Raw genomic sequence first — 24467 nt, forward strand, 5'->3', positions numbered from 1 at the left:
GGCGGCACCGGTCGCGGCATCCCGCCGCGCATCCGTCGCGCCGCCCGACCGCGGCGCGTGACGCGGCAGGCCGCGGCGCCCGCCGTGTCGTTCCCTTCCGGAGAACGCTTCATGTCGAACATCGTCATCGTCTATCACAGCGGCTACGGTCACACGCAGAAACTGGCCGAAGCCGTCCACGCAGGCGCGCAGGACGCCGGCGCCACCGCACGCCTGATCGCCGTCGGCGAACTCGACGACGCGGGCTGGGCCGCGCTCGACGCGGCGGACGCGATCGTCTTCGGCGCGCCGACCTACATGGGCGGCCCGTCCGCGCAGTTCAAGCAGTTCGCCGATGCCACATCGAAACCGTGGTTCACGCAGAAATGGAAGGACAAGATCGCCGCCGGCTTCACGAACTCCGCGACGATGAACGGCGACAAGTTCTCGACGATTCAGTATTTCGTCACGCTGGCGATGCAACATGGAATGGTGTGGGTCGGCACGGGCATGATGCCGGCCAACTCGAAGGCGGCCACCCGCAACGACATCAACTACGTCGGCGGCTTCACGGGCCTGCTCGCGCAGTCGCCGGCGGACGCGACGCCCGACGAGGGCCCGCTGCCCGGCGACCTCGAGACCGCGAAGGCGTTCGGCCGGCGCGTCGCCGACGCGATCGCCCGCTGGCTGGCCGGCGGCCGCTGAACGCGGCGGCACGCGCGCCCGCTCGCGCCGCCGGTGACGCGGCAATGCGGCGCAGGTGCGCACGAGGGACACAAGACGGCCCGCGGGCCGTCTTTTTTTCGCCCCGTGCGGTGCAGGCCCGCCGGATGAGGTCTTAAAATGGCGGTTTCAGGGCGCCGCGGCTCCCGTTTCATTCAGCGAGAACGAAATGAGCACCAAAGTTTTTGTCGACGGCCAGGAAGGTACGACCGGCCTCAAGATCTTCGAATACCTGTCGGCGCGCAACGACATCGAGATCCTGCGCATCGATGAAGCGAAGCGCAAGGACGTCGACGAGCGCCGCCGCCTGATCAACGCATCGGACGTCACGTTCCTGTGCCTGCCGGACGTCGCGTCGCGCGAATCGGCATCGCTGGTCGAGAACCCGAACACGACGCTGATCGACGCGAGCACCGCGTTCCGCACGAACGCCGACTGGGCATACGGCCTGCCGGAACTGACGCGCGCGCAGCGCGAGAAGATTCGCACGTCGAAGCGCATCGCCGTGCCGGGCTGCCACGCATCGGCGTTCGTGCTCGCGATGCGTCCGCTCGTGGATGCCGGCATCGTCGCGCCGACCTTCGCCGCGCACAGCTATTCGATCACCGGCTACAGCGGCGGCGGCAAGTCGATGATCGCCGAATACGAAAACGCGGCGCCGGGCGGCAAGCTCGCGAGCCCGCGTCCGTACGCGCTCGCGCTCGCGCACAAGCACCTGCCGGAAATGGCCGCGCACACGGGCCTCGCGCATGCGCCGATCTTCACGCCGATCGTCGGCCCGTTCCTGAAGGGCCTTGCCGTGACGACCTACTTCTCGCCCGAACAGCTCGCGAAGCGCGCGACGCCGCAGGACGTGCAGCGCGTGTTCGCCGAGTACTACGCGGACGAACCGTTCGTGCGCGTCGCGCCGTTCAACGCGGATGCGAACCTCGACAGCGGTTTCTTCGACGTGCAGGCGAACAACGACACGAACCGCGTCGACCTGTTCGTGTTCGGCAACGAAGAGCGCTTCGTCACGGTCGCGCGCCTCGACAACCTGGGCAAGGGCGCATCGGGCGCCGCGATCCAGTGCATGAACCTCAACATCGGCGCCGCCGAGGATGCAGGCCTCAAGTGCTGATTCCGCTTGCATGCGATGCAAAGCCGGCCGCTGGCCGGCTTTTTATTTTCCCGCATCAGGCAATCAATAAAATCCGGTTCGCGTATTTACAAATATTTACAAGCTTTCCATTGCGCGATTACCGATTGATTAATTAACCCCATTTTATCCAGTCAATCCCGAATAGGGATAAACCGGATACCGCCGCTTTAAACGCTGCCGTTATACGCGTGAGGGCCTCGAGAGCCTTCCGTGCGTGGCAGCCGCCCCACTTCGGCAGCACTCTAGCGCCCTCCGCGCGTTTTAATTCTTACTGAAATCCAGATTCTGCAAGGATTCATTGCGTGCACGCTGTTTCAATCGCCTTTTTTAGACGAGTTCATCAATTGACAGCAAAAATCCAGACAGCGACATTAGCTCGCACAATTAAACGATTGGAGACAGCGGCATGTCGCACGCCTTATCGAAGGGGGTGGCAACGGCCTTTGCCATCGCCCCTTTTCTGATTGCCTGTGGTGGAGGGGACGGCGGCTCGCCCGCGCCGATCGAAGCGCCCCAATGTTCCGGATCGAGCTGCGGCACGCAAGGGCCGCCGCCGTCGCAGCCCATAAACGGCGCGCTGTGCCCGGCCGACGCCGACATCGTGAAGAGCACATACCTCGGCGGCGCCGGTAGCGGCGAGATCGTCAGCGTCAACATCGACGCGGTCGCGATGACGTACACGCTCAAGTGGCTCGAATCGCCGATTCCGCTCGCGACCGGCACGGTCACGCCGAGCCGCGCCGGCACCACGATCACCGGCAAGGTCATCCACCCGCCGACCGGCACGCTGCCGACCGCGGAGCAGACGCGCTGCGCGTTCGTGCTCACGCCGGGTTCGGGCACGGCACCGAACGGCTCGACCTATTCGACGGCCGCAGACTTCAACCAGGCGAACCCGCCGATGCTGCTGGTCGGCATGGGCGTCGCGGGCGGCGGCATCCCCGGCGCGACGGTTCAGTACGACGGGCTGACGATCACCGTCGCAGGCATCCCTGTCTACAAGAACGTCGGCCAGGTGCCGAACCGTCACTTCGACTTCTATCCGTTCCTCGGCTTCGCGAGCACGACGACCGACCTCACGAAGCTGCCGGGTACCTACAACGCGCTGCTCTACCACCTGGTGCCGTCGGGCAACTATGCGACGAAGGGCGTCAACTCGAGCGAGACCTTCGACGCGAACGGCGCATGCACGTCGACGAGCTCGGGCGGCTGCCTGACGACCGGCGATCCGTGGACCGTCAACACCGCGAACGGCGGCTATCTCGACAGCACGAAGGCGCCCCAGATCCTGCCGCAGACGCAGTTGCCGCTCATCGGCGCGACGGGCAAGTCGGCGACCGCGCACATGGTGATCGGCCAGCTCAACGGCGCAACCGTGCCGGTGGTCGTCCGCACGGGGTCCGTGTATCTCGGCACCGACCTGGCGCTGCACACCGACGCGAAGGTCGACGACGAATCAGGCATCGCGGTGCTCGCCAAGGCAACCGCGATCCAGTCGGGCGCGATCGACGGCGGCTACGCGGGCGCCGATTCGAACTTCAAGTACACGGCCGCACTGATCCGCGGCGGCAACGCGTCGTTCATCAACCCGACCACGCAGGCAGAAGAAGACGCCTTCACGCTCGACTACGGCCAGGGAACGCCGGGCCTGCTCAACACGGCGACGACGCCGGCGAGCGGCGCGACCTACCCGTCCGCATCGGGCGTGGTGATCGCGACGGGCGGCCTGTACGCGGCGCTCATCCAGGGCACGGTGAACGGCGGCGTCACGTCGACGTCGGCGAACGCGAGCACGTCGTCGACACCGTACTTCGGCGTGGGCGCACAGATCAGCAAATAACGATCGGGGACGCGGCGGCGGCCGGTGCGCCGCCGCGGGATGCAGGGAAGGCACGAAACGACGGCGCCCGGCACGGCGCACGCAGCACGAGCACAAGCAACAGAAGCGGTCGACAGGGAGCCGGCCGCCTGACAAGACAAATCTGGAGGAGCAACATGAAGCGCAACCTCGTTCTGGCGGCGGCCCTTGCCGCCCCCCTTCTTTCCGCATGCGGCGGCGGCAGCGACAATCCGCCCCCGCTCGTCGAGGACCGGCTCTGCCCCGCGACGCTCGACTACAGCACCGTGTTTACCGGCGGCGCGGGCAGCGGCGAACTGGCCAAGGTCCAGCTCGATACGACCAAGATGACCTGGCAGGTCACCTACGTCGAATCGGCGGTTCCGCAAAAGACCGGCACCGTCACGCCGACCCGCGCGGGCACCGTCGACAGCGGCACGCTCACGCAGGAAACGCTGCTGCCGACCAACAAGCTGAACCAGTGCGCATTCCGGCTGAACGGCGCGAGCCTCGACGCATCGCGCCCGGCGCGCATCTTCGTCGGCTTCGGTGTCGCGGGCGGCACGATTCCCGGCAAGGAGATCCAGTTCGACGGCGTGCTCGGCCAGGCCGCGGTGCCCGACACGAAATTCCCGTACTACCCGTTCATCGGCTTCTCGTCGATCGAAACCGACATCACGAAGGTCGCGGGCACGTACAGCCACATCGGCTTTGGCGAAGTGCCGTCGCAGAAATTCGCGCCGGCGTCGATCGACGCGAAGGTGACGATCAACGCGGACGGCACGTGGACCAAGTGCGACACGACCGGCCAGTTCGCCGGCGGCGCATGCATGCAGCAGGGCACGAACTTCGTGCAATCGGCCGACGGCAGCGGCGCGTTCCAGAGCAACAACTACCAGAGCCAGCTGAAGCCGACGCTGTCGGCGACGCCGCAGGGCAAGGGCTTCATGATCGTCGGCAAGCTGCGCAACCAGCTGGTGCCGATCCTCGTGCGCACGGGCGTCGCGAACCCGAACCCGACGCCCGACAGCAACGGCGTGCCGGGCCTGACCGCCGACGACGAATCGAGCATCTCGATCCTCTCGCCGCAGACCGCGATCGCCGCCGGCTCGCAGAACGGCGAATACATCGGCGTCGACAGCCAGTTCGACTACCGGACCACCGCGCTGATCGACAAGCAGGCGACGCTGCTCGATCCGTTCCAGCCGTCGCAGGCATCGCTCGCGACCGCGCTCGACCTGGACTACACGCAGAAGGTGCCGGGCACGGTCACGACGATCCACACGGGTTCGGGCAGCACGTCGCCGACCGGCAAGTTCATCTTCACGGGTGGCGTGTTCGGTTTCCTCGACAACGCGGGTTCGACGCCGTATTTCACGATCGGCGCGTTCGTCCAGTAAGCGGAGGCAAGCCGTGATGAAGAAGACCCTTCTTTGCGCGGCGGCCGGCGCCGCCGCCCTGGCGCCGCTCGCGGCGCACGCGCAAAGCGCCGGCAGCAACGTCGTCACGCTGGGCTGGTTCCACGTGATGCCGCAGCAAAGCAGCACGCCGATGACGACCAACGTCGCACCGACGCCGATCAACACGCCGCTGCGGCTGCCGCCGTCGTTCACGTCGCCGGGCACCGGGCTGCGAACGAGCGGTGCCGACACGGTCGGCCTGACGGTCAGCCACTTCCTGACCGACCACATCGCGGTCACGTCGGTGGCCGGCGTGCCGCCGGTGTTCAAGGTGTCGGGCCAGGGCACGATCAAGCCGCCCGGCCCTGCCGGCGCGCTCGGCACGCAGAACATCGGGCTGGCCTCGGTCAATCCGATCGTGAAGAGCGTGCGGCAGTGGAGCCCGGCGGCGATCCTGCAGTACTACTTCGGGGCGGCGAACGCGAAATTCCGGCCGTTCCTCGGCCTCGGCGTGTCGTACAACTGGTTCAGCGACCTGCAGCTCAACACGAACTTCATCAAGCAGACGCAGGACAACCTCGGCGCGATCCTCGCGGCGGGCGCGGGCAAGCCGGGTACGACATCGGTGGAAGCGAAGGCGTCGTCGTCATGGCAGCCGGTGTTCAACGCGGGCCTGCAGTACAACATGACGGAGCATTTCGGGCTGGTGGCGTCGGTGACGTATATCCCGCTGAAGACGACATCAACGGTGACGATCAAGGCGGCCGACGGCACGGTGCTCGCCGAGTCGAAATCGGACCTGAAGGCCGACCCGATCATCAGCTACGTCGGGATGACCTACAAGTTCTGACGCCGGCGACGGAGGACGGACAGAGGACGAATGGATAGCCCGTGCAAAAAACGCGGGCAAAAAAAAGCCCGCCTAAGAGGCGGGCTGAATCCATATCAGAGGAGACATGGAGGAGACAGGTGTAACTATAGCGAATCGATTTCTGCATTGCAACATTTCCGTAGAGAAAATCAGGATTTTCCCTCGAATGCGCACTCTAGCGCGCTAGTTCGCACCTGACCCCTTCTCGTTCTCCCGGTCGAGCACCTCGCCCAGCGCATCGCGCAGCAGCGCGACCGGCCGCGTCAGGCGGCCCGGCAGCGCGCCGTGCACGATCCATACGTTGATCCGCGTCTCCAGCCCCGCCGTTTCCACCACCCTCAGTGCATCGCGATGCGCACTGCGCGCCAGCGCATTCGGCGACGCGATCCCGATGCCCGCACCGCGCGCGACGAGCGACAGCTGCAACTCCGAACCGAACGCCTCGACCGCGACGTCGAACGGCAGCCCAGCCGCGCCGAGCGCACGGCTCAGCGCCGATCGCATCCCGCAACCGTCCTGGCTCAGCACCCACGGAAAACCCGACAGCACGTCGAGCGACAGCGGGCCGTCGGGCAGCGGGAAGTCGCGTGCGGCGACGAGCACGGTCGGCTGCGTGCCGAGCAGCGTGGCCGTCAGCGTGTCGGGTAACGCCGCGCTGGCCGGCACCATGACCGTCGCCACGTCGAGCGTGCCGCGCTCGATGCCCTGCACCAGCGCCGGCGACCAGCCGGCCGTCACGCGCAGCGTCAGCCGCGGAAACGTGTCGCGCAGCCGGTCGATCGGCCGCTCGAGCGCCAGCTCGGACAGGAACGGCGGCACGCCGATGCGCAGTTCGCCGGACGGCTCGCTGTCGGGCGCGCCAGCCGCCATCAATTCGTCGACCGCACCCAGCACGTTGCGCGCGAGCGCATAGACGTCGCGCCCGGCGGCCGTCGGCTTCAGCGGCTTGCTCTGCCGCTCGAGCAGCGGCATGCCCAGCAGCGTTTCGAGATTCTGCACGCGTCGCGTGAGGCCCGGCTGCGTCAGATGAAGCTTCGCGGCGGCGGCGACCATCGACCCGCTGTCGACCACCGCGACGAACGCCTGGAGATCACGCGTATTCAAAGCAAACTCGCATAATCATGTTAGACATATTTCAATTGTCGCATAAACATCGGGCGCCTACGATGGGGATTCCTTCGCTCGAAACCCCAGGCTTCCGATGAACTGCCCTGCCGATTCCTGTTCGCCCGCCAGCCACCCCGCGCGCGGCGCACCGCCGCCCGCGCTCTGTGCGGGCATGACGCTCTTCTTCGCCGCGACGGTCGGCGTGATCGTGATGGACCTGTTCGCCGCGCAGCCGTTGACCGGCCCGATCAGCGCGGACCTGCGGCTGCCGTCCGGCCTCGCGGGCCTCGTCGCGATGCTGCCGCAGCTCGGTTACGCAGCGGGCCTCGTGCTGCTGGTGCCGCTCGTCGACCTGCTCGAGAACCGCCGTCTGATCGTCGCGACGCTCGTCGCGTGCGCGGCCGCGCTCGCACTGCCGGCGTTCACGCGGTCCGGCACCGTCTTCCTGCTGGCGACGCTGGCCGCGGGCGCCGCGTCGAGCGTGATTCAGATGCTGGTGCCGATGGCCGCGTCGATGGCGCCCGAAGCGCAGCGCGGGCGAGCGGTCGGCAACGTGATGAGCGGATTGATGCTCGGCATCCTGCTGTCGCGGCCACTCGCCAGCCTGATCGCAGGCACGGCCGGCTGGCGTGCGTTCTATGCGCTGGCCGCGCTCGCGAACGCGGGGATCGCTGCGGTGCTCGCGCTACGCTTGCCGCCGCGCGTGCCGCCGGTGACGGCCGGCTATCGCGCGCTGCTCGCGTCGATGGGCCGCCTGCTGGCCGACGAACCCGTGCTGCGCCGACATGCGCTGTCGGCCGCGCTCGCGATGGCCGCGTTCAGCGCATTCTGGACCGCCGTCGGGTTGCGGCTCGCGCGGCCGCCGTTCGGCCTCGACCTGCACGGAATCGCGCTGTTTGCGTTCGCCGGCGCGAGCGGTGCGATCGTCACGCCGCTGGCCGGCCGCGCCGGCGATCGCGGCCACGGCCCGGCCGCGCAGCGCATCGCGCACGTGACGATGCTCGTCGCGCTCACCGTGCTCGGCATCGCCGGCGCCGGCTGGTTCGGCTTCGATGCGTCAGCGCACCGCGGGCTCGCGCTGGCGCTGCTGGCCAGCGGCGCGGCGCTGCTCGATGCGGGCGTGATCGTCGACCAGACGATCGGCCGCCGCGAAATCAACCTGCTGAATCCGGCCGCGCGCGGACGTCTGAACGGGCTGTTCGTCGGGTTGTTCTTCGTCGGCGGGGCGCTCGGCGCGGCGCTCGCGGGCAGCGCATGGGCGTGGGGCGGGTGGAGCGCCGTGTGCGGCGTCGGCTTCGCATTCGCGGGCGCGGCCGCGGCATTCGGCTGGTCGGCCGGCCGCCGGGCCGGCGCCGCCGCGTGGCCGCGCGCGTGATGCGGGCCCGGACAGGAAAACGCCCCGCCCTCTGACGAGGTGCGGGGCGTCCGGCGGAACGCGCGGGCCGAATTCAGTGACGAACCAGCGCCATCATCGCGCCGAAGCCGACGAAGAGGCCACCCGTCAGCCGGTTGAAGACCTTCGCGACGCTCTGGCTCTTCAGCGTCGCGCCGATGCGCGTGCCGAACGACGCGTAGACGAGATACCAGCTGACCTCGATCACCGCGAACGTGACGACGAGGATGCCGAACTGCGGCAGCGTCGGCTCGGATGCGTTGATGAACTGCGGCAGCAGCGCGGCCGCGAACAGGATCGCCTTCGGATTGCTGCCCGCGACCAGGAAACCGTTGCGGAACAGCACCCAGCGCGATGCCGACGCGATCTGGCGCGACACGGTTTCGACGTCGGTCGCGGGCTGCTCGTCGTCGACGCGCGCGCGCCACGCCTTCACGCCGAGATAGATCAGGTAGGCCGCGCCTGCAAAGCGCAACGTGTTGAACATCGCCGGCCATGCCTCGAGCACGGCGCCGAGGCCCGCCGCCGACACCGACAGCATCAGCACCAGCGCGGTGAGGCAACCGGCCATCGTCCACGCCGAACGCCGCAGCCCGTGCCGCGCGCCGTGCGTCATCACGAGCAGCATGTTCGGACCCGGAATCGCCGACACGACGAACACCGTCGCCACGAAAAGCCACCACGTATGCAGGTTCATGCCCACCCCGACCGAAAGAGAAACGAAATGTCGATTATGCCGCGCGCGCGGCGTGTCTGTCCCGCGTCGGCTCAGCGGCCCGCGCGGCGTAGCGCGACTTCGCCGAGCACCGCGAAGTCCTGTTCGCCGCCGCCGTGCGCGAGCGCATCGAGCAGGCTGTCGCGCACGACGCTCGCCACCGGCAGCGGGACCGACGCGGCGTCGCCGGCCTGCAGCGCGAGGCGCACGTCCTTCAGCCCGAGGCGCGCCTTGAAACGCGCGGGTTCGTAGCTGCGCTCGGCGATCATCCCGCCGTAGCCTTCGTAGACCGGCCCCGGAAACACGCTGTTCGTGATCACGTCGAGGAAGTCGCGCATCGCGACGCCGTGCGCGCCGAGCAGCGCGGACGCCTCGCCGAGCGTCTCGATCGCAGACGCGAGCGTGAAATTCGCCGCGATCTTCGCGACGTTCGCATGCTGCGGCAGCGAACCGAAGCGCCAGGTCTTCTGGCCGATCGCGTCGAACAGCGGCTGCATGCGGTCGATTGCCTCGGCCGGGCCGCCGGCCATGATCGTCAGGCGCGCGGCGGCCGCGACGTCCGGGCGACCCATCACGGGCGCGGCGACGTACGCGAGACCGCGCGACGCATGCGCGTGCGCGAGCGACTCGGCGAGCGCGACCGACACCGTGGCCATGTTCACGTGAATCAGGCCGCGCGGTGCCTGCGCGAGCAGTGCGTCGTCGAATACTTCGCGCGCCGCGGCATCGTCGGCAAGCATCGAGAACACGGCATCGCCGCGAAACGCGTCGGCCGGCGTCGCGACGATCTGCGCGCCGAGCGCGGCGAGCGGCTCGGCACGCTCGCGCGACCGGTTCCAGACCCGCACGGCATGCCCTGCCTTCAGCAAGTTCGTCGCGATCGCCTGCCCCATTTCGCCCAGCCCGATAAATCCGAGATCCATTTCCCGCTCCTTCGACTCGTGAAGCGTGGAGTTAAACACAGATGGCGGTGACCTGCAGCCCCGGCGCCGGGCGGTGCGCGGTGCGCGGTGCGCGGTGCGATACTGCCCGGATGGCGACCGCGACCTTCCGCTTCCACGGCGAACTGAACGCGTTTCTCGCTCGCGCCCAGCGCGAGCGCGCGTTCGCGCACGCGGTTGCCCGCGACGCGACGGTCAAGCATGCGATCGAGGCGCTCGGCGTCCCGCATACGGAAATCGGCCGGCTTTGCGTGAACGGCGCACCGTCCGGCCTCGACCGGCCGCTCGGCGACGGCGACCGCGTCGACATCCATCCGGAGCGCGCGCAGCCGGCGGCCGCATCGCCGCTGCCGCAACCGGACCATTGGCGCTTCATCGCCGACGCGCACCTCGGCGGCCTTGCGCAGCTGCTGCGCCTCGCCGGCTTCGACACCTGCTACGACAACCACTACCGCGACGACGAGCTCGTCGCGCTCGCCTCGCGCGAAGGCCGGATCGTGCTGACGCGCGACCGCGAGCTGCTGAAGCGCCGCGCGGTCGCACGCGGCTGCTACCTGCACGCGCAGCAGCCCGACGCGCAGTTGCGCGAGCTGTTCGCGCGGCTCGACCTCGCGCCGCACATGCGGCCGTTCCGGCTGTGTCTGCGCTGCAACGCGCCGCTGCACGCGCTCGATGCGGCGGACGCCGCCCCGCGCGTGCCGGACGGCGTCCGGCAGCGGCACCGGCGCTTTGCCGCGTGCGACGTGTGCCGGCGGGTGTTCTGGGAAGGGTCGCACTGGCGGCGCATGCGCGCGGTGGTCGACGCGATGCGCACGCCGCCGCCCGCTGCCCTCGACGTTCCGGACGTGGCGGACGCCTGAAAAAAACAAAACCCCGCAGGCCGAAGCGTGCGGGGTTTCGCGACGGGCGGCCGGCAGCGCCAGCCCCGACGAAGCGGGCTTAGTTTGCCGCGCCCGAATCGTTCGTGCCGGCGGCCGAAGCGGCTGCGGCCTTCGCCTTGCCCTTCGCCGAACCGTGTTGCTTCAGCTGGTGCTTCGGCTTGCTGTGATCCTTCTTCATCGGTGCGGAAGCGGGAGCCATCGTGTCGGCTGCCGGCGCCGACGCCTGTGCGAATGCCGAAACCGATGCGAGAGCGAATGCTGCGGTCATGATCGAAGCGAGCGTCTTCTTCATTGTTCTTCCTTTAGCGGAGAAAAAGTCAAACGTACCGGTAAGAGATGCGAGGCATCCGCATCGGAACATCAGTCGCGCCGGGCTGCCGGTCGCCGCCGGGCGGGTCGGCTCCTGCCTTTCCGCCTCGACAAATTCTGATGCACTGGCTCCATAACGCGTCGCCCGCGCGACGAGTTGACATGCAGCTTGCCTCCTTCGGGTTTCCCCGTAGGCGCCGGTTTCGGGCCCACGCGACGCGCCGCGGCACGTGCATCAATCGTCCGACAAACCGTCTCTCGCGCCCGCGGCGGCGACGCTATACTGGCCTCCTTCCGTCCCAACCGGACGCGGCCGGTCGCGAGACCGCCGCCGTCGCGAGGCGCCCAAATTGCCCGATCACAATCTGGACAAACTGAAAATCGACCGGCGTCCTGTCGCAGCCGCGCCACGCCGGCGCCGGTGGGTCCGCTATGCGGTCGCCGCCGCGCTCGTCATCGTCGCGATCGTCGTCGCGCTGGCGCTCACCGGCCGCCCGACGGTCGACACGACCGCCGTCACATCCGCCTACCCGTACCAGAACGACACCCAGCTCAACGCGACCGGCTACGTCGTGCCGCAGCGCAAGGCCGCGGTCGCGTCGAAGGGCCAGGGGCGCGTCGAATGGCTCGGCGTGCTCGAAGGCACGCGCGTGAAGAAGGACGAGATCATCGCGCGGCTCGAAAGCCGCGACGTGCAGGCGTCGCTGGCGCAGGCCCGCGCGCAGGCGCAAGTCTCCCGCGCCAACCTCGGCGTCGCTCAGGCGGAGCTGAAGGACGCGCAGATCGCGCTGCGCCGCACCGCCGCGCTCGCGCCGAAGGGCGCGGTGCCGGCCGCGCAGCTCGACATCGACACGGCCCGCGTGAACAAGGCGCGCGCGTCGGTCAACAGCGACGAGGCCGCGATCGCGTCCGCCGAAGCCAATGCGCAGGCCGCGCAGGTCGCGGTCGATCAGACGGTGATCCGCGCGCCGTTCGACGGCATCGTGCTGGCAAAACACGCGAACGTCGGCGACAACATCACGCCGTTCTCGTCCGCGTCGGACAGCAAGGGCGCGGTCGTGACGATCGCCGACATGGACACGCTCGAGGTCGAGGCCGACGTCGCCGAATCGAACATCGCGAAGATCCGCGCGGAGCAGCCGTGCGAGATCCAGCTCGACGCGCTGCCCGACATGCGCTTCGCGGGCCGCGTGTCGCGCATCGTGCCGACCGTCGACCGCTCGAAGGCGACGGTGCTCGTGAAGGTGCGTTTCGTCGACCGCGACGAGCGCGTGCTGCCCGACATGAGCGCGAAGATCGCGTTCCTGTCGAAGCCCGCGTCACCGCAGGACCGGCAGCCGGTGACGGCCGTGCAGGCGAGCGCGGTGGTCGAGCGCGACGGCCGGCCGGTCGTGTTCGTCGTGAAGAACGACACCGTGCATGCGGCGGCGGTGACCAAGGGCGCGCGGATCGGCGAACTCGTCGCGATCCGCGGCGTGCAGCCCGGCGACACGGTCGTGCTCGCGCCGGGCGCGAAGCTGAACGACGGCGCGAAAGTGACCGTCGCCAAGAAGTAGCGTGGCGCGCGTGAACGACGCCGCGCCGCCGCTCGTCGAGATCAGCCACGTCGCGAAGTCGTACCGGCGCGGCAACCAGGTCGTGCCGGTGCTGACCGACATCACGCTCGACATCGGCGAAGGCGACTTCGTCGCGCTGATGGGGCCGTCGGGTTCCGGCAAGAGCACGCTGCTCAATCTCGTCGCCGGCATCGACCGGCCCGACAGCGGCGAGCTGCGCGTGGGCGGCCTCGACATCTCGCGGCTCGAGGAAGCGCAACTGGCCGAATGGCGCGCGGCGAACGTCGGCTTCATCTTCCAGTTCTACAACCTGATGCCCGTGCTCACCGCGTTCGAGAACGTCGAGCTGCCGCTAATGCTCACGCACCTGTCGCGCCGCGAACGGCGCGAGCGCGTCGAGCTGGTGCTCGACATGGTGCACCTCGGCGACCGGGCGACCCATTACCCGTCCGAGCTGTCGGGCGGCCAGCAGCAGCGCGTCGCGATCGCGCGCGCGTTGATCACCGATCCGGTGCTGATCGTCGCCGACGAGCCGACCGGCGACCTCGACCGCGCATCGGCCACCGACGTGCTCGCGATGCTGCAGCGGATGAACGCCGAACTCGGCAAGACGATCATCATGGTGACCCACGACGCGCACGCGGCCGCCGCCGCGCGCTCGCTCGTGCATCTGGAAAAAGGGGAGCTGATCGATGGGCACGCCGTCTGACGGACGGGAGCGCGCACGATGTACGTGCTGAAGCTGATCGCGCGCAATGCGCTGCGGCACCGGCTGCGCACGCTGCTGACCGTGCTCGGGCTGACCATCGCGGTGCTGGCGTTCGGACTGCTGCACACCGTCGTCGACGCGTGGTACGCGGGCGCGGCCGCCGCATCCAGCGGCCGGCTCGTCACGCGCAACGCGATCTCGCTCGTGTTTCCGCTGCCGGTCAGCTACGAGAACCGGATCCGCGGCGTCGACGGCGTGACCGCCGTGGTCCGCTCGAACTGGTTCGGCGGCATCTACCGCGACCCGAAGAACTTCTTCGCGAGCTTCGCGGTGTCGGAGAACTACCTCGACCTGTATCCGGAATTCATCCTCCCGGCGCAGCAGCGCGCCGACTACGACCGTGACCGCCGCGGCTGCCTCGTCGGACGCCAGCTCGCGACGCAGTTCGGCTTCAAGGTCGGCGACGTGATTCCGCTGAAAGGCACGATCTATCCGGGCACGTGGGACTTCGTCGTGCGCGGCATTCTCGACGGCCGCGACGACTCGACGATCACGCGCCAGCTGGTATTTCACTGGGACTACCTGAACGAGACGGTGCGCAAGCGCACGCCGAAGCAGGCCGACCAGGTCGGCGTATTCGTGCTCGGCGTCGCGAACCCGGACGACGGCGCCGCGATCGCGCGCAACGTCGACGCGGTGTTCAAGAACTCGCTCGCCGAGACGCTGACCGAGACCGAACAGGCGTTCCAGCTCGGCTTCGTCGCGATGTCGAACCAGATCATCGCGGCGATCCGCGTCGTGTCGTACGTGGTGATCCTGATCATCATGGCCGTGATGGCGAACGCGATGGCGATGAGCGCGCGCGAACGCACCGCCGAATACGCGACGCTGAAGGCGCTCGGCTTCGGCCCCGGCTTTCTCGCGTTGATCGTGTTCGGCGAATCGGTCGTGATCGCGGTGGTCGGCGGCGGGCTCGCGATGCTCGCGACACCGCCGGCCGCGAGCCTCTTCAAGCAGGCCGCGGGCGGCATCTTCCCGGTATTCAAGGTGTCGGCCGAAACGATGGTGCTGCAGGCCGCGTGCTCGGTCGCGGTCGGCCTCGCGGCCGCGCTCGTGCCGGCGTGGCAGGCGGCGCGCGTGCGCGTGGTCGAAGGCCTGCGGGCGATCGGATAAGCGCATGGCGATTCCGCTGACCTACATCGCGCGCAACCTGTGGACCCGGCGGCTCACCACCGCGCTCACCGCGGGCGGGATGGCGCTCGTGATCTTCGTGTTCGCGACGGTGCAGATGCTCGACGCGGGGCTCACGCAGACGCTCGTGTCGACCGGCGAACCGGACAACGTCGTGGTGATCCGCAAGGGCGCGGAAACCGAGATTCAGAGCGCGATCGACCACCAGCAGGCCAACGCGCTCGAGATGCATCCGGCCGTGGCGCTCGGCCCCGATGGCCGGCCGCGGGTGTCGAAGGAAGCCGTCGTGCTGATCTCGCTCGTGAAGACGTCGAGCGGCAAACCGTCGAACGTCGTGATCCGCGGCGTGTCGCCGGCAGGCCTCGCGCTGCGCCCGCGCGTGAAGCTCGTGGCCGGCCGCGCGTTCGCGCCGGGCTCGTCGGAAATCGTCGTCGGCAGCGCGATCGCGAAAGGCTTCAGCGGCACGCAGCTCGGCGACAGCCTGCATTTCGCGCAGCGCGACTGGACCGTCGTCGGCATCTTCGACGCGGGCGGCAGCGGCTTCGACTCGGAGATCTGGGGCGACGTCGACCAGCTGATGCAGTCGTTCCGGCGCACCAGCTATTCGTCGATGGTGCTGCGCATCCCGAGCGCCGACGGCTTCGCGCGCTTCAAGGCCGACATCGACGTCGACCCGCGCCTGACGGATGAAGCGAAACGCGAGCAGACGTTTTACGGCGACCAGTCGAAGGCGCTGTCGACCTTCATCAACATCCTCGGCATCACGCTGTCGACGATCTTCTCGATCGCCGCGATGATCGGCGCGATGATCACGATGTATGCGTCGGTCGCGAACCGCACCGCCGAGATCGGCACGCTGCGCGCGCTCGGCTTCAAGCGCATGAACGTGCTCGCCGCGTTCCTGCTGGAGGCGCTGCTGCTCGGCTTCGTCGGCGGCGTCGCGGGGCTCGCGTGCGCATCGCTGATGGAGTTCGCGTCGTTCTCGACGACCAACTTCCAGACCTTCTCCGATCTGTCGTTCCGCTTCGTGCTGACGCCCGCGATCGTCGTGAAGACACTGCTGTTCTCGCTGGTGATGGGGCTCGTCGGCGGGTTCCTGCCGGCGATGCGCGCCGCGCGGCTGAACATCGTCGACGCGTTGCGCGCGCAGTGACGCGCACGGCCGCTCACGCCCGACGCTCGCGCGGCACCCACGCGCCGTGGAACCCGGCCGGCACGCGGCGCGGCAGGTGCACCGTCGCGACCGGCGCCGCGTCGATCGCGCGCGCATCGAGGATCACGACGTCGCTCGTATCCGTCGCCGCGCGGTAGACCACCACCAGCAGCCAGCCGTCGTCCTCGTCGGCGCCGCCCGGGCGCGGCACGAACACCGGCTCGCCGTTCTGGTCACCGGCCGGCACCGCGTAACGCGTCGTCGTACCGCGCACGTGGTCGAAGCGCATCACGCCGCGCATTTCGGTGTTGTTCGGCTGCTCGACTGCATACAGATAACGGTAGCGGCGCCCCGTCCGGCTTTCGTTGATGCGCGGCAGCTCGATGCCGCCGTCGGCGAGCGGCCCCTCGTCGATCAGCCCGTTCGCGGTATCGATCACGTAACGCCACAGCTCGCCGACCGGGTTGTCGGCGAAGCGGCCCGTGCGCGCGTCGAGCCGCAGGAACCACGGATAGCGCACCGCATCGAGCACGATGCACGACGCATCGCAGTCGTACGCGTTCACGACGTGCTGGATGAAGCACGGCTCGATGCCGAACCAGCGCACGTCGCCGCCGTGGCGCGGCATCACGCCGATCCGCGCGTCGCGGTCGTCGTGCCAGCGCAGCGGCATCCGGTGCCCCTGCTTCAGCATCGCGAAGTCGTAGCCGACGTTCAGGTCGAGCAGCAGGCTGCGGGTTTCGGTGATCGCGAGGTCGTGCATCATCGACGGCGCGCGCACGTCGACGGCGAGGTCGACGCGCTGCACGCCCTGCGCGTCGGCAACGCCATAGCGCAGCCACGGCGCGCGCCAGTCCGCGCGAAACAGGATCAGTTCGCCCGTCACCGGATCGACCTTCGGATGCGCGGTCATCGCGCCGCCGAACGCCGCGTGCCGCGCGGGCGCACCGAGCGTGTCGAGCGCGGCCGTGATCGCGAGCGGCGCGCCGCCTTCCGCCAGTGCGAGCAATTCGCCGGCGTGCTGCAGCACGTTCACGTTCGGATTCGTGTCGGGCAGGTGCGGCGCCTGCTCCGGCGCGTGCACGTCGGCCCAGCGGCGCGTGCGCGCCCAGCGGTTCCGGTAACCGGCCGCGCGACCGCGTTCGAATGCGATCGCGTGCAGCATCGCCGCTTCCGGCCACCACGACAGCACGTCGTTGCCCTCGAAACGGCCGCCCGGCGGATTCGGGCCGTTGCGCAGCAGCGTGCCGTCGAGTTCGGGCGGGATCGTGCCGGTCACGCGCAGATCGACGAGGTCGACTTCGTCGGCGACCGGCGCGATCGCGCCGCGGTTCAGATCGAATGTCGTCATCGCGTCGCGTGCTCCGTCAGCAGTCTTCGGTCGACGGCGGCAGATCGCCGCGCGCCAGCGCGAGCGCATGGTCGCGCACATCGTCCGGCCAGCCGGCGATCAGCTCGGCCATCCGCTCGAGGTCGTTTGCGTAGAGCGCACGCGCGGCCTCCTCGAATCCGGGCAGGTCGCCCGCGATCGCGGACATGAAGTGGTACGCGCGCGCCTGCGCGTCGCGGCGCCGGTCGGCCGCCGCGTGCGTGCGCCGCGCGTCCTCGACCAGCTTGCGCAGCGCGACGGACGCGCCGCCCGGCTGCGCGGCGAGCCAGTCCCAGTGACGCGGCAGCAACGTGACCTCGCGCGACACGACGCCGAGCTTCGGCCGGCCACGGCCGCGTTGTTCGGCCGCGCCGGCCGGTTCACCGGCGGGCGCGGACGCCTCGCCCGGCACGGGCGCGTAACGCGCACGAATATCGTCCGCCGTGCCGCGCAGGTCGAGGTCGATCGAGCGGCCGGTCGCGTCGTCGAAGATCACGATCGTGCCGGACATCGCGTCGCCGTCCGCCTGCCGGACCGCAATCGCCACCGTCGCGAGCGAGCCCGACGCGACGCGCCGATGGCCGTCGAACGCCGTGTAGGAAGGGAGAAGTGTGGAAAGCGTCATCGTGGTCGCCCGTGGGCAGAAATCGGAATGACGCCATTTTTATCCGGGTATAAATAGATTGTCAATATCACCCGGGTAAAAAAAACATGCCGACGCCGTGGATCGATCCAATTCCTGAATCGATCAAGTCAGCAATTGGCATGAAAGCGTGATTTTCGCCATGCCAGAATGACCCGGACGCCCGCCTCCGCGCATCGGCGTCCGGCCTCCGGCCGGCAAGATGACCACGAAAAAACGCGCGCACCGACGCGCAGCCGCTCGACGGCACCTTCCGCCCTTCGGAGGAGACAGTCATGAATCCGCTTCACGCATTGCCGGCGTCCGCGTCGGCAACGGCCCGGCGCACCCGCGTGCGCTGGCTCGTGCTGACCGTGCTGTTCGCGGTCACGACGATCAACTACGCGGATCGCGCGGCTATCGCGATCGCGGGCCCGGCGCTGGCCCGCGCGATGCATCTGAGCCATGTGCAGATGGGCTTCATCTTCTCGGCGTTCGGCTGGTCGTACGTGATCGCGCAACTGCCCGGCGGCTGGCTGCTCGACCGCTTCGGGTCGCGCGTCGTCTATGCGTTCAGCATCTTCTTCTGGTCGCTGTTCACGCTGCTTCAGGGCGGCATCGGCTTCGTCGGCGGCGCGGCCGCGTTCGCGCTGCTGTTCGGATTGCGCTTCCTGGTCGGCGCGGCCGAGGCGCCGTCGTTCCCGGCCAACAGCCGGATCGTGTCCACGTGGTTTCCGGCCGCGGAGCGCGGCACCGCGTCGGCGATCTTCAACGCCGCGCAATACGCGGCGACCGTCCTGTTCGCACCGCTGATGGGCTGGCTCGTGCACGCGTACGGCTGGCAGTCGGTGTTCGCGGTGATGGGCGTGCTCGGCTTCGCGTTCGTGTTGGTGTGGAACCGCACGATGTACGACCCGAAGGCGCACCCGCGCATCAACGGCGCGGAGCTCGACTACCTCACCGAAGGCGGTGCGCTCGTCAACATCGACCAGGCGACCGGCGCGCGCGACGGCGGCCCGTCGATGCGTCACGTGAAGGCGCTGCTGAGGAACCGGATGCTCGTCGGCGTGTACGTCGCGCAGTATTGCATCAACGCCCTCACCTACTTCTTCATCACGTGGTTTCCCGTCTATCTCGTGCAGGCGCGCGGGATGTCGATCCTCAACGCGGGGCTCGTCGCGTCGATCCCGGCCGTGTGCGGGTTCCTCGGCGGGATTCTCGGCGGCATCGTGTCCGACGCGCTGCTCAAGCAGGGCCAGTCGCTGTCGGTCGCGCGCAAGGTGCCGATCGTGATCGGCATGCTGCTGTCGATGTCGATGATCGTCTGCAACTACACCGATTCGCACGTGCTCGTCGTGCTGTTCATGGCGCTGTCGTTCTTCGGCAAGGGTCTCGGCGCGCTCGGCTGGGCCGTCAACGCCGATACCGCGCCGCGCCAGATCGCCGGCCTGAGCGGCGCGCTGCTCAACACGTGCGGCAATCTTTCCAGCATCACGACGCCGATCGCGATCGGCTACATCGTCGACCGCAGCGGCTCGTTCAACGGCGCGCTGGTGTACGTCGTCGCGCACGCGCTCGTCGCCGTGATCTGCTACCTGTTCGTCGTCGGCGAAATTCGTCGCGTCGAGCTGAACTGAACGGCGCGGGCCGCGCCGGCGCGTCCGGCGCCCCGCGCATGACCGGAATCAGGAGCGAACCGATGTCCGAATCCCGCCGTGCCGGCACGCCGCGCGTCACGCGCATGCAGGTGATTCCCGTCGCCGGCCGCGACAGCATGCTGCTGAACCTGTGCGGCGCGCACGCACCGTATTTCACGCGCAACCTCGTGATCCTCGACGACAGCAGCGGCCACACGGGCGTCGGCGAAGTACCCGGCGGCGAAGGCATCCGCCAGGCGCTCGAACGGATGACCGATCTCGTGGTCGGCCAGTCGATCGGGCGTTACCAGGCGACGCTCAATGCGGTGCGCGCGGCGTTGTCCGGCACCGGCGCGGCGGCAGGACGCACGATCCGGCACGAGGTGACGTCGGCCGGTGAGGCCGCCGTGCTGCGCCAGCCGCACGAGATCAACCTGCGGCTCGACAACGTGATCACCGCGATCGAGGCCGCGCTGCTGGACCTGCTCGGCCAGCATCTCGACGTGCCCGTCGCGGCGCTGCTCGGCGAAGGCCAGCAGCGCGACGCGGTGCCGATGCTCGCGTACCTGTTCTACATCGGCGAGCGGCGCCGCACCGACCTGCCGTATCGCGACGAGACGCACGCGGCCGATCCGTGGTTCCGGCTGCGCAACGAAGCCGCGCTCACGCCGGCCGCGATCGCGCGGCAGGCCGAGGCCGCGGTCGAGCGCTACGGCTTCGTCGATTTCAAGCTGAAGGGCGGCGTGATGGCCGGCGCGGACGAGATGGAAGCGATCGCGGCGATCAAGGCGCGCTTTCCCGACGCGCGCGCGACGCTCGACCCGAACGGCGCGTGGTCGCTCGACGAAGCCGTCGCGCTATGCCGCGGGCAAGGTCATCTGCTCGCATATGCGGAGGACCCGTGCGGGCCGGAAGCCGGCTACTCGGGCCGCGAGGTGATGGCCGAATTCCGCCGCGCGACCGGCATCCCGACCGCGACCAACATGATCGCGACGGACTGGCGGCAGATGGATCACGCGGTGCGGCTGCAGGCGGTCGACATTCCGCTCGCCGATCCGCACTTCTGGACGATGCAGGGTTCGGTGCGGCTCGCGCAGCTGTGCCGCGACTGGGGGCTCACGTGGGGTTCGCACTCGAACAACCACTTCGACGTGTCGCTGGCGATGTTCACGCATGCGGCCGCGGCGGCGCCCGGCACGATCACCGCGATCGACACGCACTGGATCTGGCAGGAAGGCGACGCGCGGCTCACGCGCGAGCCGCTGGAGATCGTCGGCGGCCAGGTGGCCGTGCCCGAGCGCCCTGGGCTCGGGATCGAACTCGACATGGCGCAGGTCGAGGCTGCTCATGCGCTTTACGGGCAAGTCGGCGGCACGGCGCGCGACGATGCGATGGCGATGCGGTATCTGGTGCCGGGGTGGACGTACGATCCGAAGCGGCCGAGTTTTGGGCGCGGATGACGGCGGCGGAGCGGACACACGAAAAACAAAAAGGGCTCGGTCTGGCGACCGAGCCCTTCGAATTCCGTTGGTGGAGCGGAGGAGGATCGAACTCCCGACCTTCGCATTGCGAACGCGACGCTCTCCCAGCTGAGCTACCGCCCCAACAGTCGACCATCATACACACGCATTTCTGCGCTTGGCAATAGGGGTTCCGTCACCCCCGGCGCATTACTTTGACGGCGCGCCAGCCAGTACCCATTCGACCACGGAGCGCAGATCCGCGTCGCTCATGCGCGGATGCGCCGGCATCGGAATCGCGCCCCAGACGCCGGAGCCGCCGTCCTTCACCTTCTTCGACAACTTCGCGACGGCCTGCGGATCGGATTTGTAGCGGGCGGCGATGTCCTTGAACGACGGACCGACGAGCTTGCGGTCCACGGCGTGGCAGCCCATGCATGCGTTGCCGCGCGCGACCTTGAGGCCGTCGCCGACGTCCGCCTGCGCCGTGCCGAGCACACCGGCCGCGAGCGCCGCAGCTGCGGCGCCCTGCACCATCCGTTGCCTGAACTTCATCTGCGTCGACTTCATTGCGGCGTTGCCTTCGGATTGCCCGGGTGCACGCTCGACGAATTCGAGATTGGCGCCGGCGGTTGCAGCGGCGTGGACTGGACCGACGCATCGGGCACCGCACCGACCGTCGCGGCATCCGCGGGCGCGGCGGCGGGTTGCGCGCCGGACGCCCCGCTCGGCGACGCGGCCTGCAACGCCTGCGCGTCCTGCGGCTGGATGTACTGGAACACCTTCACGACCTTCTCGACGCCCGGCACCTGGCTGGCCGCATCGGCGCCGCGATTGCCTTCGTCGACCGTCACGAGCCCCATCAGATAGACGTTGCCGCGCTCGCTGACGACCTTGTAGTAGTTCGCCGACAGCCCCTTGGTCGCGATCAGCTCGGACTTCACGCGCCCTTCGAGGTACGAGTCGTTCGCGCGCGACGACAGCGACGACGACGGCTCGACCGACAGCTCGTTGACGATGCCGTTCACGTTGTTGATGCCGCGCACGATTTCCTCGGCGCGCTGCTTCGACGCGTTGTTCGGCACTTCGCCCGTCAGCAGCACGCGACGGTTGAACACCGTCACGTTCACGTGCGACTGGTCCGGCAGCCCGTTGTTGATCTGCGAGAGCGACTTGACCTGGATCTCGCGATCCTCAGTCTGCGCGCCGAGCGTGCGGCGATCGGTCGCGATCAGCGCGCCGCCGCCGGCCGCCGCCCCAAGCACGCCGAGCACGCAGCCCTGCAGCGACATCGCGAGGCCCGCCGTCAGCGCGGCGAGCAACGTGGTTCTGACGAGCGTCTGTTTGACGCGGCTTTGATTCATCGACGGCTCTCCTTTGTTCAATCCTCACCCAGCAGCATCGCGTCGATGCCGTCGCACAGGCAGTGGATGGTCAGCAGATGGACTTCGTGGACGCGCGCCGCACGCGAGGCGGGCACGCTGATCGGAATATCGGTGTCGGACAGCGCGGCGGCTACGGCATGGCCGTCGCCGCCCGTCAGCGCGACGACGGTCATCTCGCGCTCGTGCGCCTCGTCGATCGCGGCCAGCACGCGCGGCGACGCGCCGCTCGCGTCGAGCACCAGCAGGATGTCGCCGGTCTGCCCGAGCACACGCACCTGCTGCGCGAACAGCTGATCGGCGGCGGCTGCCCCCGTGAGACCGCCCTGCGACGCATCGGTGGCCAGCGCGATCGCGGGCAGGCCCGGACGCTCGCGCTCGAAGCCGCCGACGAGCGACACGGCGAGGTAATGCGCTGCGGCGGCCGACGGGCCATCCCCGCATGCGACGATCTTGTTGCCGTTCGCCAGCGCGGCGAACATCGCGTCGACCGCGGCTGCGATCGGCAGCGACAGCGCATCGGCCGCTTCGGCGTGAAGCGCGGCGCTGTCGCGGAAATGTTGCTGAATACGTTCGACTGACATCGATTCCTGGTGAACTGGGCGCGCACGGCACGCAGCGCGCAACGTCATGGGTGCGGCGAGTTTACCGCACTCCGGCACCCTCTCCGGGGGTACGACAAGAACTCTTTACATCTCGTCACAGCTCGCGGCTACACATCATCGGCACGAAATGCATCGCGCAGCCACTCGAGCCGGCCGGCCTCGAACGCGACGACGTCGAAGCGGCATGCGGCACCCGCGCCGTGCCGTGCCCAGTAATGGAGCGCGGCCGCGACCAGACGCCGCCGCTTGCGCAAGCCGATGCTCGCAGCCGCGCCGCCATGCCGGGCGCTGCGCCGCGCGCGCACCTCGACGAACACGAGCGTGCCGTCGGGCGTGCGCATCACGAGGTCGAGTTCGCCGCCGCGCATCGTCACGTTCGCCGCGACGAAAGCGAGACCGCGACGCTCCAGGAACTGCCGCGCGCGCTGCTCGAACGTCGCGCCAATCGATCTGGATCGCGCCGTGCCGGAAAAGTTGCCGCCGCCGGTCGGCAAACCGCCCTTGTTGCCCGGCGCGGCCGGCGCCGCGTGGCACAATGCCGTCCTTGTTCCGCTTGCGCCGCGATTGCGCGCATTGCCTGCCATGACTGCCCTCCTCGAACTTGCGCAAACGCAGCACTACCCGGACGCCGCGCTCTACGTGGTCGCGACGCCGATCGGCAACACCGCCGACATCACGCTGCGCGCGCTGCACGTGCTCGGCCTCGCCGACCGCATCGCGGCCGAAGACACCCGCAACACGGGCCAGCTGCTGGCCCGCTACGGCATCTCGAAACCGCTCGTCGCCGTGCACGAGCACAACGAGCGCGAAGCCGCGCTGCGCGTGATCGAGCTGCTGCGCGCCGGCGAACGCGTCGCGTACGTGTCGGACGCCGGCACGCCCGGCATTTCGGACCCCGGCGCCCGGCTCGTCGACGCCGTGCGCGCGGCCGGCTTCCCGGTGATTCCGCTGCCGGGCGCGAGCGCGGCCGTGACCGCGCTGAGCGTGACCGGCGACTGGGCCGGCGCGTTCACGTTCGCGGGCTTCCTGCCGCCGAAGCCGAAGCAGCGTGCGAGCGCGCTGCAGGCGCTCGTGCGGCACCCGTACGCGCTGGTGTTCTACGAAGCGCCGCACCGGATCGCGGACACCGTCGCCGCCCTCGCCGACGCGTTCGGCCCGGCGCGCCGGCTGCTGATCGCACGCGAGCTCACCAAGCTACACGAGCAGTTGTTCCAGGGCACCCTGGCCGAAGGACAGAGCTGGCTCGCCGGCGATGCGAACCGCCAGCGCGGCGAGTTCGTCCTGGTCGTCGAAGGCGCGCCGGCCGACGTCGGCGAAGCCGACGACACCGCGCACGACGCGCTGCTGAAGCTGCTGCTGGAAGAAGTGCCGGTGAAGAGCGCGGCGAAGCTCGCGGCCGCGCTGACGGGCGCATCGCGCAACGCGCTGTATGCGCGCGCCCTGGCGCTGAAGGAAGGCTGACGCGCGAGCGCGGGCGGCGTCCACC

General features: G+C 69.0%; 24 protein-coding genes and 1 tRNA gene. 14 read left to right on the forward strand and 11 right to left on the reverse strand.

Annotated elements, in window-relative coordinates; all coding sequences use genetic code 11:
* Positions 1-111: 111 nt before the first annotated feature.
* From HWX25_RS06060 to HWX25_RS06080, 5 genes are all read left to right on the forward strand, one after another.
* The gene (locus HWX25_RS06060; protein ID WP_175907685.1) at positions 112-684 is read left to right on the forward strand and encodes a flavodoxin family protein; all 573 of its coding nucleotides are present in this window, start codon (positions 112-114) and stop codon (positions 682-684) included.
* Between the two features lie 187 nt (positions 685-871).
* A complete protein-coding gene (gene argC / locus HWX25_RS06065) occupies positions 872-1822 on the forward strand; it encodes an N-acetyl-gamma-glutamyl-phosphate reductase (protein WP_175907687.1) in 951 nt (316 codons plus the stop codon).
* Between the two features lie 427 nt (positions 1823-2249).
* Positions 2250-3683: a DUF2957 domain-containing protein gene (locus HWX25_RS06070; protein ID WP_175907689.1), complete on the forward strand. Its 1434-nt coding sequence runs from the start codon at positions 2250-2252 to the stop codon at positions 3681-3683.
* A 155-nt stretch (positions 3684-3838) separates the two neighbouring features.
* Positions 3839-5080 carry a DUF2957 domain-containing protein gene (locus tag HWX25_RS06075; RefSeq protein WP_059533395.1) on the forward strand — a complete coding sequence of 414 codons (1242 nt, stop codon included), beginning with the start codon at positions 3839-3841 and terminating at the stop codon, positions 5078-5080.
* 16 nt (positions 5081-5096) lie between these two features.
* Complete coding sequence (locus HWX25_RS06080; protein WP_059533397.1) at positions 5097-5930, forward strand: OmpW family outer membrane protein; 834 nt, start codon at positions 5097-5099, stop codon at positions 5928-5930.
* A 204-nt stretch (positions 5931-6134) separates the two neighbouring features.
* On the opposite strand, the gene HWX25_RS06085 is transcribed toward HWX25_RS06080, so the two are convergent.
* On the reverse strand, positions 6135-7055 hold the full coding sequence (locus HWX25_RS06085) for a LysR family transcriptional regulator (RefSeq protein WP_059533398.1): 921 nt from the start codon (positions 7053-7055) through the stop codon (positions 6135-6137).
* A 97-nt stretch (positions 7056-7152) separates the two neighbouring features.
* Between HWX25_RS06085 and HWX25_RS06090 the strand changes: the two genes are divergently transcribed.
* Entirely contained in the window at positions 7153-8433 is a 1281-nt protein-coding gene (locus tag HWX25_RS06090; protein ID WP_175907691.1) for an MFS transporter, read from the forward strand.
* A 73-nt stretch (positions 8434-8506) separates the two neighbouring features.
* On the opposite strand, the gene HWX25_RS06095 is transcribed toward HWX25_RS06090, so the two are convergent.
* Complete coding sequence (locus HWX25_RS06095; RefSeq protein ID WP_175907693.1) at positions 8507-9148, reverse strand: LysE family translocator; 642 nt, start codon at positions 9146-9148, stop codon at positions 8507-8509.
* Between the two features lie 71 nt (positions 9149-9219).
* Positions 9220-10128 (reverse strand): NAD(P)-dependent oxidoreductase, encoded by a 909-nt coding sequence (locus tag HWX25_RS06100; RefSeq protein ID WP_279610105.1) that lies wholly within the window; start codon positions 10126-10128, stop codon positions 9220-9222.
* Between the two features lie 71 nt (positions 10129-10199).
* Here HWX25_RS06100 and HWX25_RS06105 point away from each other — a divergent pair, with 71 nt between their 5' ends.
* A complete protein-coding gene (locus HWX25_RS06105) occupies positions 10200-10967 on the forward strand; it encodes a Mut7-C RNAse domain-containing protein (protein WP_175907697.1) in 768 nt (255 codons plus the stop codon).
* Positions 10968-11046: 79 nt separating this feature from the next.
* Here HWX25_RS06105 and HWX25_RS06110 read toward each other — a convergent pair whose 3' ends face one another.
* Positions 11047-11280 carry a hypothetical protein gene (locus HWX25_RS06110; protein WP_175907699.1) on the reverse strand — a complete coding sequence of 78 codons (234 nt, stop codon included), beginning with the start codon at positions 11278-11280 and terminating at the stop codon, positions 11047-11049.
* A gap of 367 nt (positions 11281-11647) precedes the next feature.
* Between HWX25_RS06110 and HWX25_RS06115 the strand changes: the two genes are divergently transcribed.
* From HWX25_RS06115 to HWX25_RS06130, 4 genes are read left to right on the forward strand one after another with little or no spacing between them, the layout of a single operon-like run.
* The gene (locus tag HWX25_RS06115) at positions 11648-12853 is read left to right on the forward strand and encodes an efflux RND transporter periplasmic adaptor subunit (RefSeq protein WP_175907701.1); all 1206 of its coding nucleotides are present in this window, start codon (positions 11648-11650) and stop codon (positions 12851-12853) included.
* 10 nt (positions 12854-12863) lie between these two features.
* Positions 12864-13562: an ABC transporter ATP-binding protein gene (locus tag HWX25_RS06120; RefSeq protein WP_059816669.1), complete on the forward strand. Its 699-nt coding sequence runs from the start codon at positions 12864-12866 to the stop codon at positions 13560-13562.
* An 18-nt stretch (positions 13563-13580) separates the two neighbouring features.
* Positions 13581-14735, forward strand: coding sequence for an ABC transporter permease (locus tag HWX25_RS06125; protein ID WP_059533413.1), 1155 nt, complete (start codon positions 13581-13583; stop codon positions 14733-14735).
* 4 nt (positions 14736-14739) lie between these two features.
* A complete protein-coding gene (locus HWX25_RS06130; RefSeq protein ID WP_059533414.1) occupies positions 14740-15906 on the forward strand; it encodes an ABC transporter permease in 1167 nt (388 codons plus the stop codon).
* Between the two features lie 13 nt (positions 15907-15919).
* On the opposite strand, the gene HWX25_RS06135 is transcribed toward HWX25_RS06130, so the two are convergent.
* Positions 15920-17257 (reverse strand): carotenoid oxygenase family protein, encoded by a 1338-nt coding sequence (locus tag HWX25_RS06135; protein WP_175907704.1) that lies wholly within the window; start codon positions 17255-17257, stop codon positions 15920-15922.
* 16 nt (positions 17258-17273) lie between these two features.
* Entirely contained in the window at positions 17274-17900 is a 627-nt protein-coding gene (locus tag HWX25_RS06140) for a DUF2239 family protein (protein ID WP_175907706.1), read from the reverse strand.
* 293 nt (positions 17901-18193) lie between these two features.
* On the opposite strand from HWX25_RS06140, the gene HWX25_RS06145 reads away from it, so the two are divergent.
* The gene (locus HWX25_RS06145; RefSeq protein ID WP_175907708.1) at positions 18194-19534 is read left to right on the forward strand and encodes an MFS transporter; all 1341 of its coding nucleotides are present in this window, start codon (positions 18194-18196) and stop codon (positions 19532-19534) included.
* Positions 19535-19596: 62 nt separating this feature from the next.
* A complete protein-coding gene (locus HWX25_RS06150; protein ID WP_059816664.1) occupies positions 19597-20994 on the forward strand; it encodes an enolase C-terminal domain-like protein in 1398 nt (465 codons plus the stop codon).
* A 68-nt stretch (positions 20995-21062) separates the two neighbouring features.
* Here the strand turns inward: HWX25_RS06150 and HWX25_RS06155 are convergent.
* The 5 genes from HWX25_RS06155 to HWX25_RS06175 all read right to left on the reverse strand — a co-directional run bounded on the left by HWX25_RS06155 (position 21063) and on the right by HWX25_RS06175 (position 23517).
* Positions 21063-21138, reverse strand: a tRNA-Ala gene (locus HWX25_RS06155).
* Between the two features lie 66 nt (positions 21139-21204).
* On the reverse strand, positions 21205-21564 hold the full coding sequence (locus tag HWX25_RS06160; RefSeq protein ID WP_175907716.1) for a c-type cytochrome: 360 nt from the start codon (positions 21562-21564) through the stop codon (positions 21205-21207).
* Positions 21561-22358, reverse strand: a complete 798-nt coding sequence (locus HWX25_RS06165; protein ID WP_059533438.1) for a BON domain-containing protein — start codon at positions 22356-22358, stop codon at positions 21561-21563. Before HWX25_RS06165 ends, HWX25_RS06160 begins: the two co-directional genes overlap by 4 nt.
* 17 nt (positions 22359-22375) lie before the next feature.
* Complete coding sequence (locus tag HWX25_RS06170; protein WP_059691549.1) at positions 22376-22960, reverse strand: SIS domain-containing protein; 585 nt, start codon at positions 22958-22960, stop codon at positions 22376-22378.
* Between the two features lie 128 nt (positions 22961-23088).
* The gene (locus HWX25_RS06175) at positions 23089-23517 is read right to left on the reverse strand and encodes a YraN family protein (RefSeq protein ID WP_175907868.1); all 429 of its coding nucleotides are present in this window, start codon (positions 23515-23517) and stop codon (positions 23089-23091) included.
* 46 nt (positions 23518-23563) lie between these two features.
* Here HWX25_RS06175 and rsmI point away from each other — a divergent pair, with 46 nt between their 5' ends.
* The gene (gene rsmI, locus HWX25_RS06180; RefSeq protein ID WP_175907718.1) at positions 23564-24442 is read left to right on the forward strand and encodes a 16S rRNA (cytidine(1402)-2'-O)-methyltransferase; all 879 of its coding nucleotides are present in this window, start codon (positions 23564-23566) and stop codon (positions 24440-24442) included.
* The last annotated feature ends 25 nt before the right edge of the window (positions 24443-24467 follow it).

The organism is Burkholderia sp. BCC1640 (assembly GCF_902833125.1).
Taxonomy (GTDB): domain Bacteria; phylum Pseudomonadota; class Gammaproteobacteria; order Burkholderiales; family Burkholderiaceae; genus Burkholderia; species Burkholderia diffusa.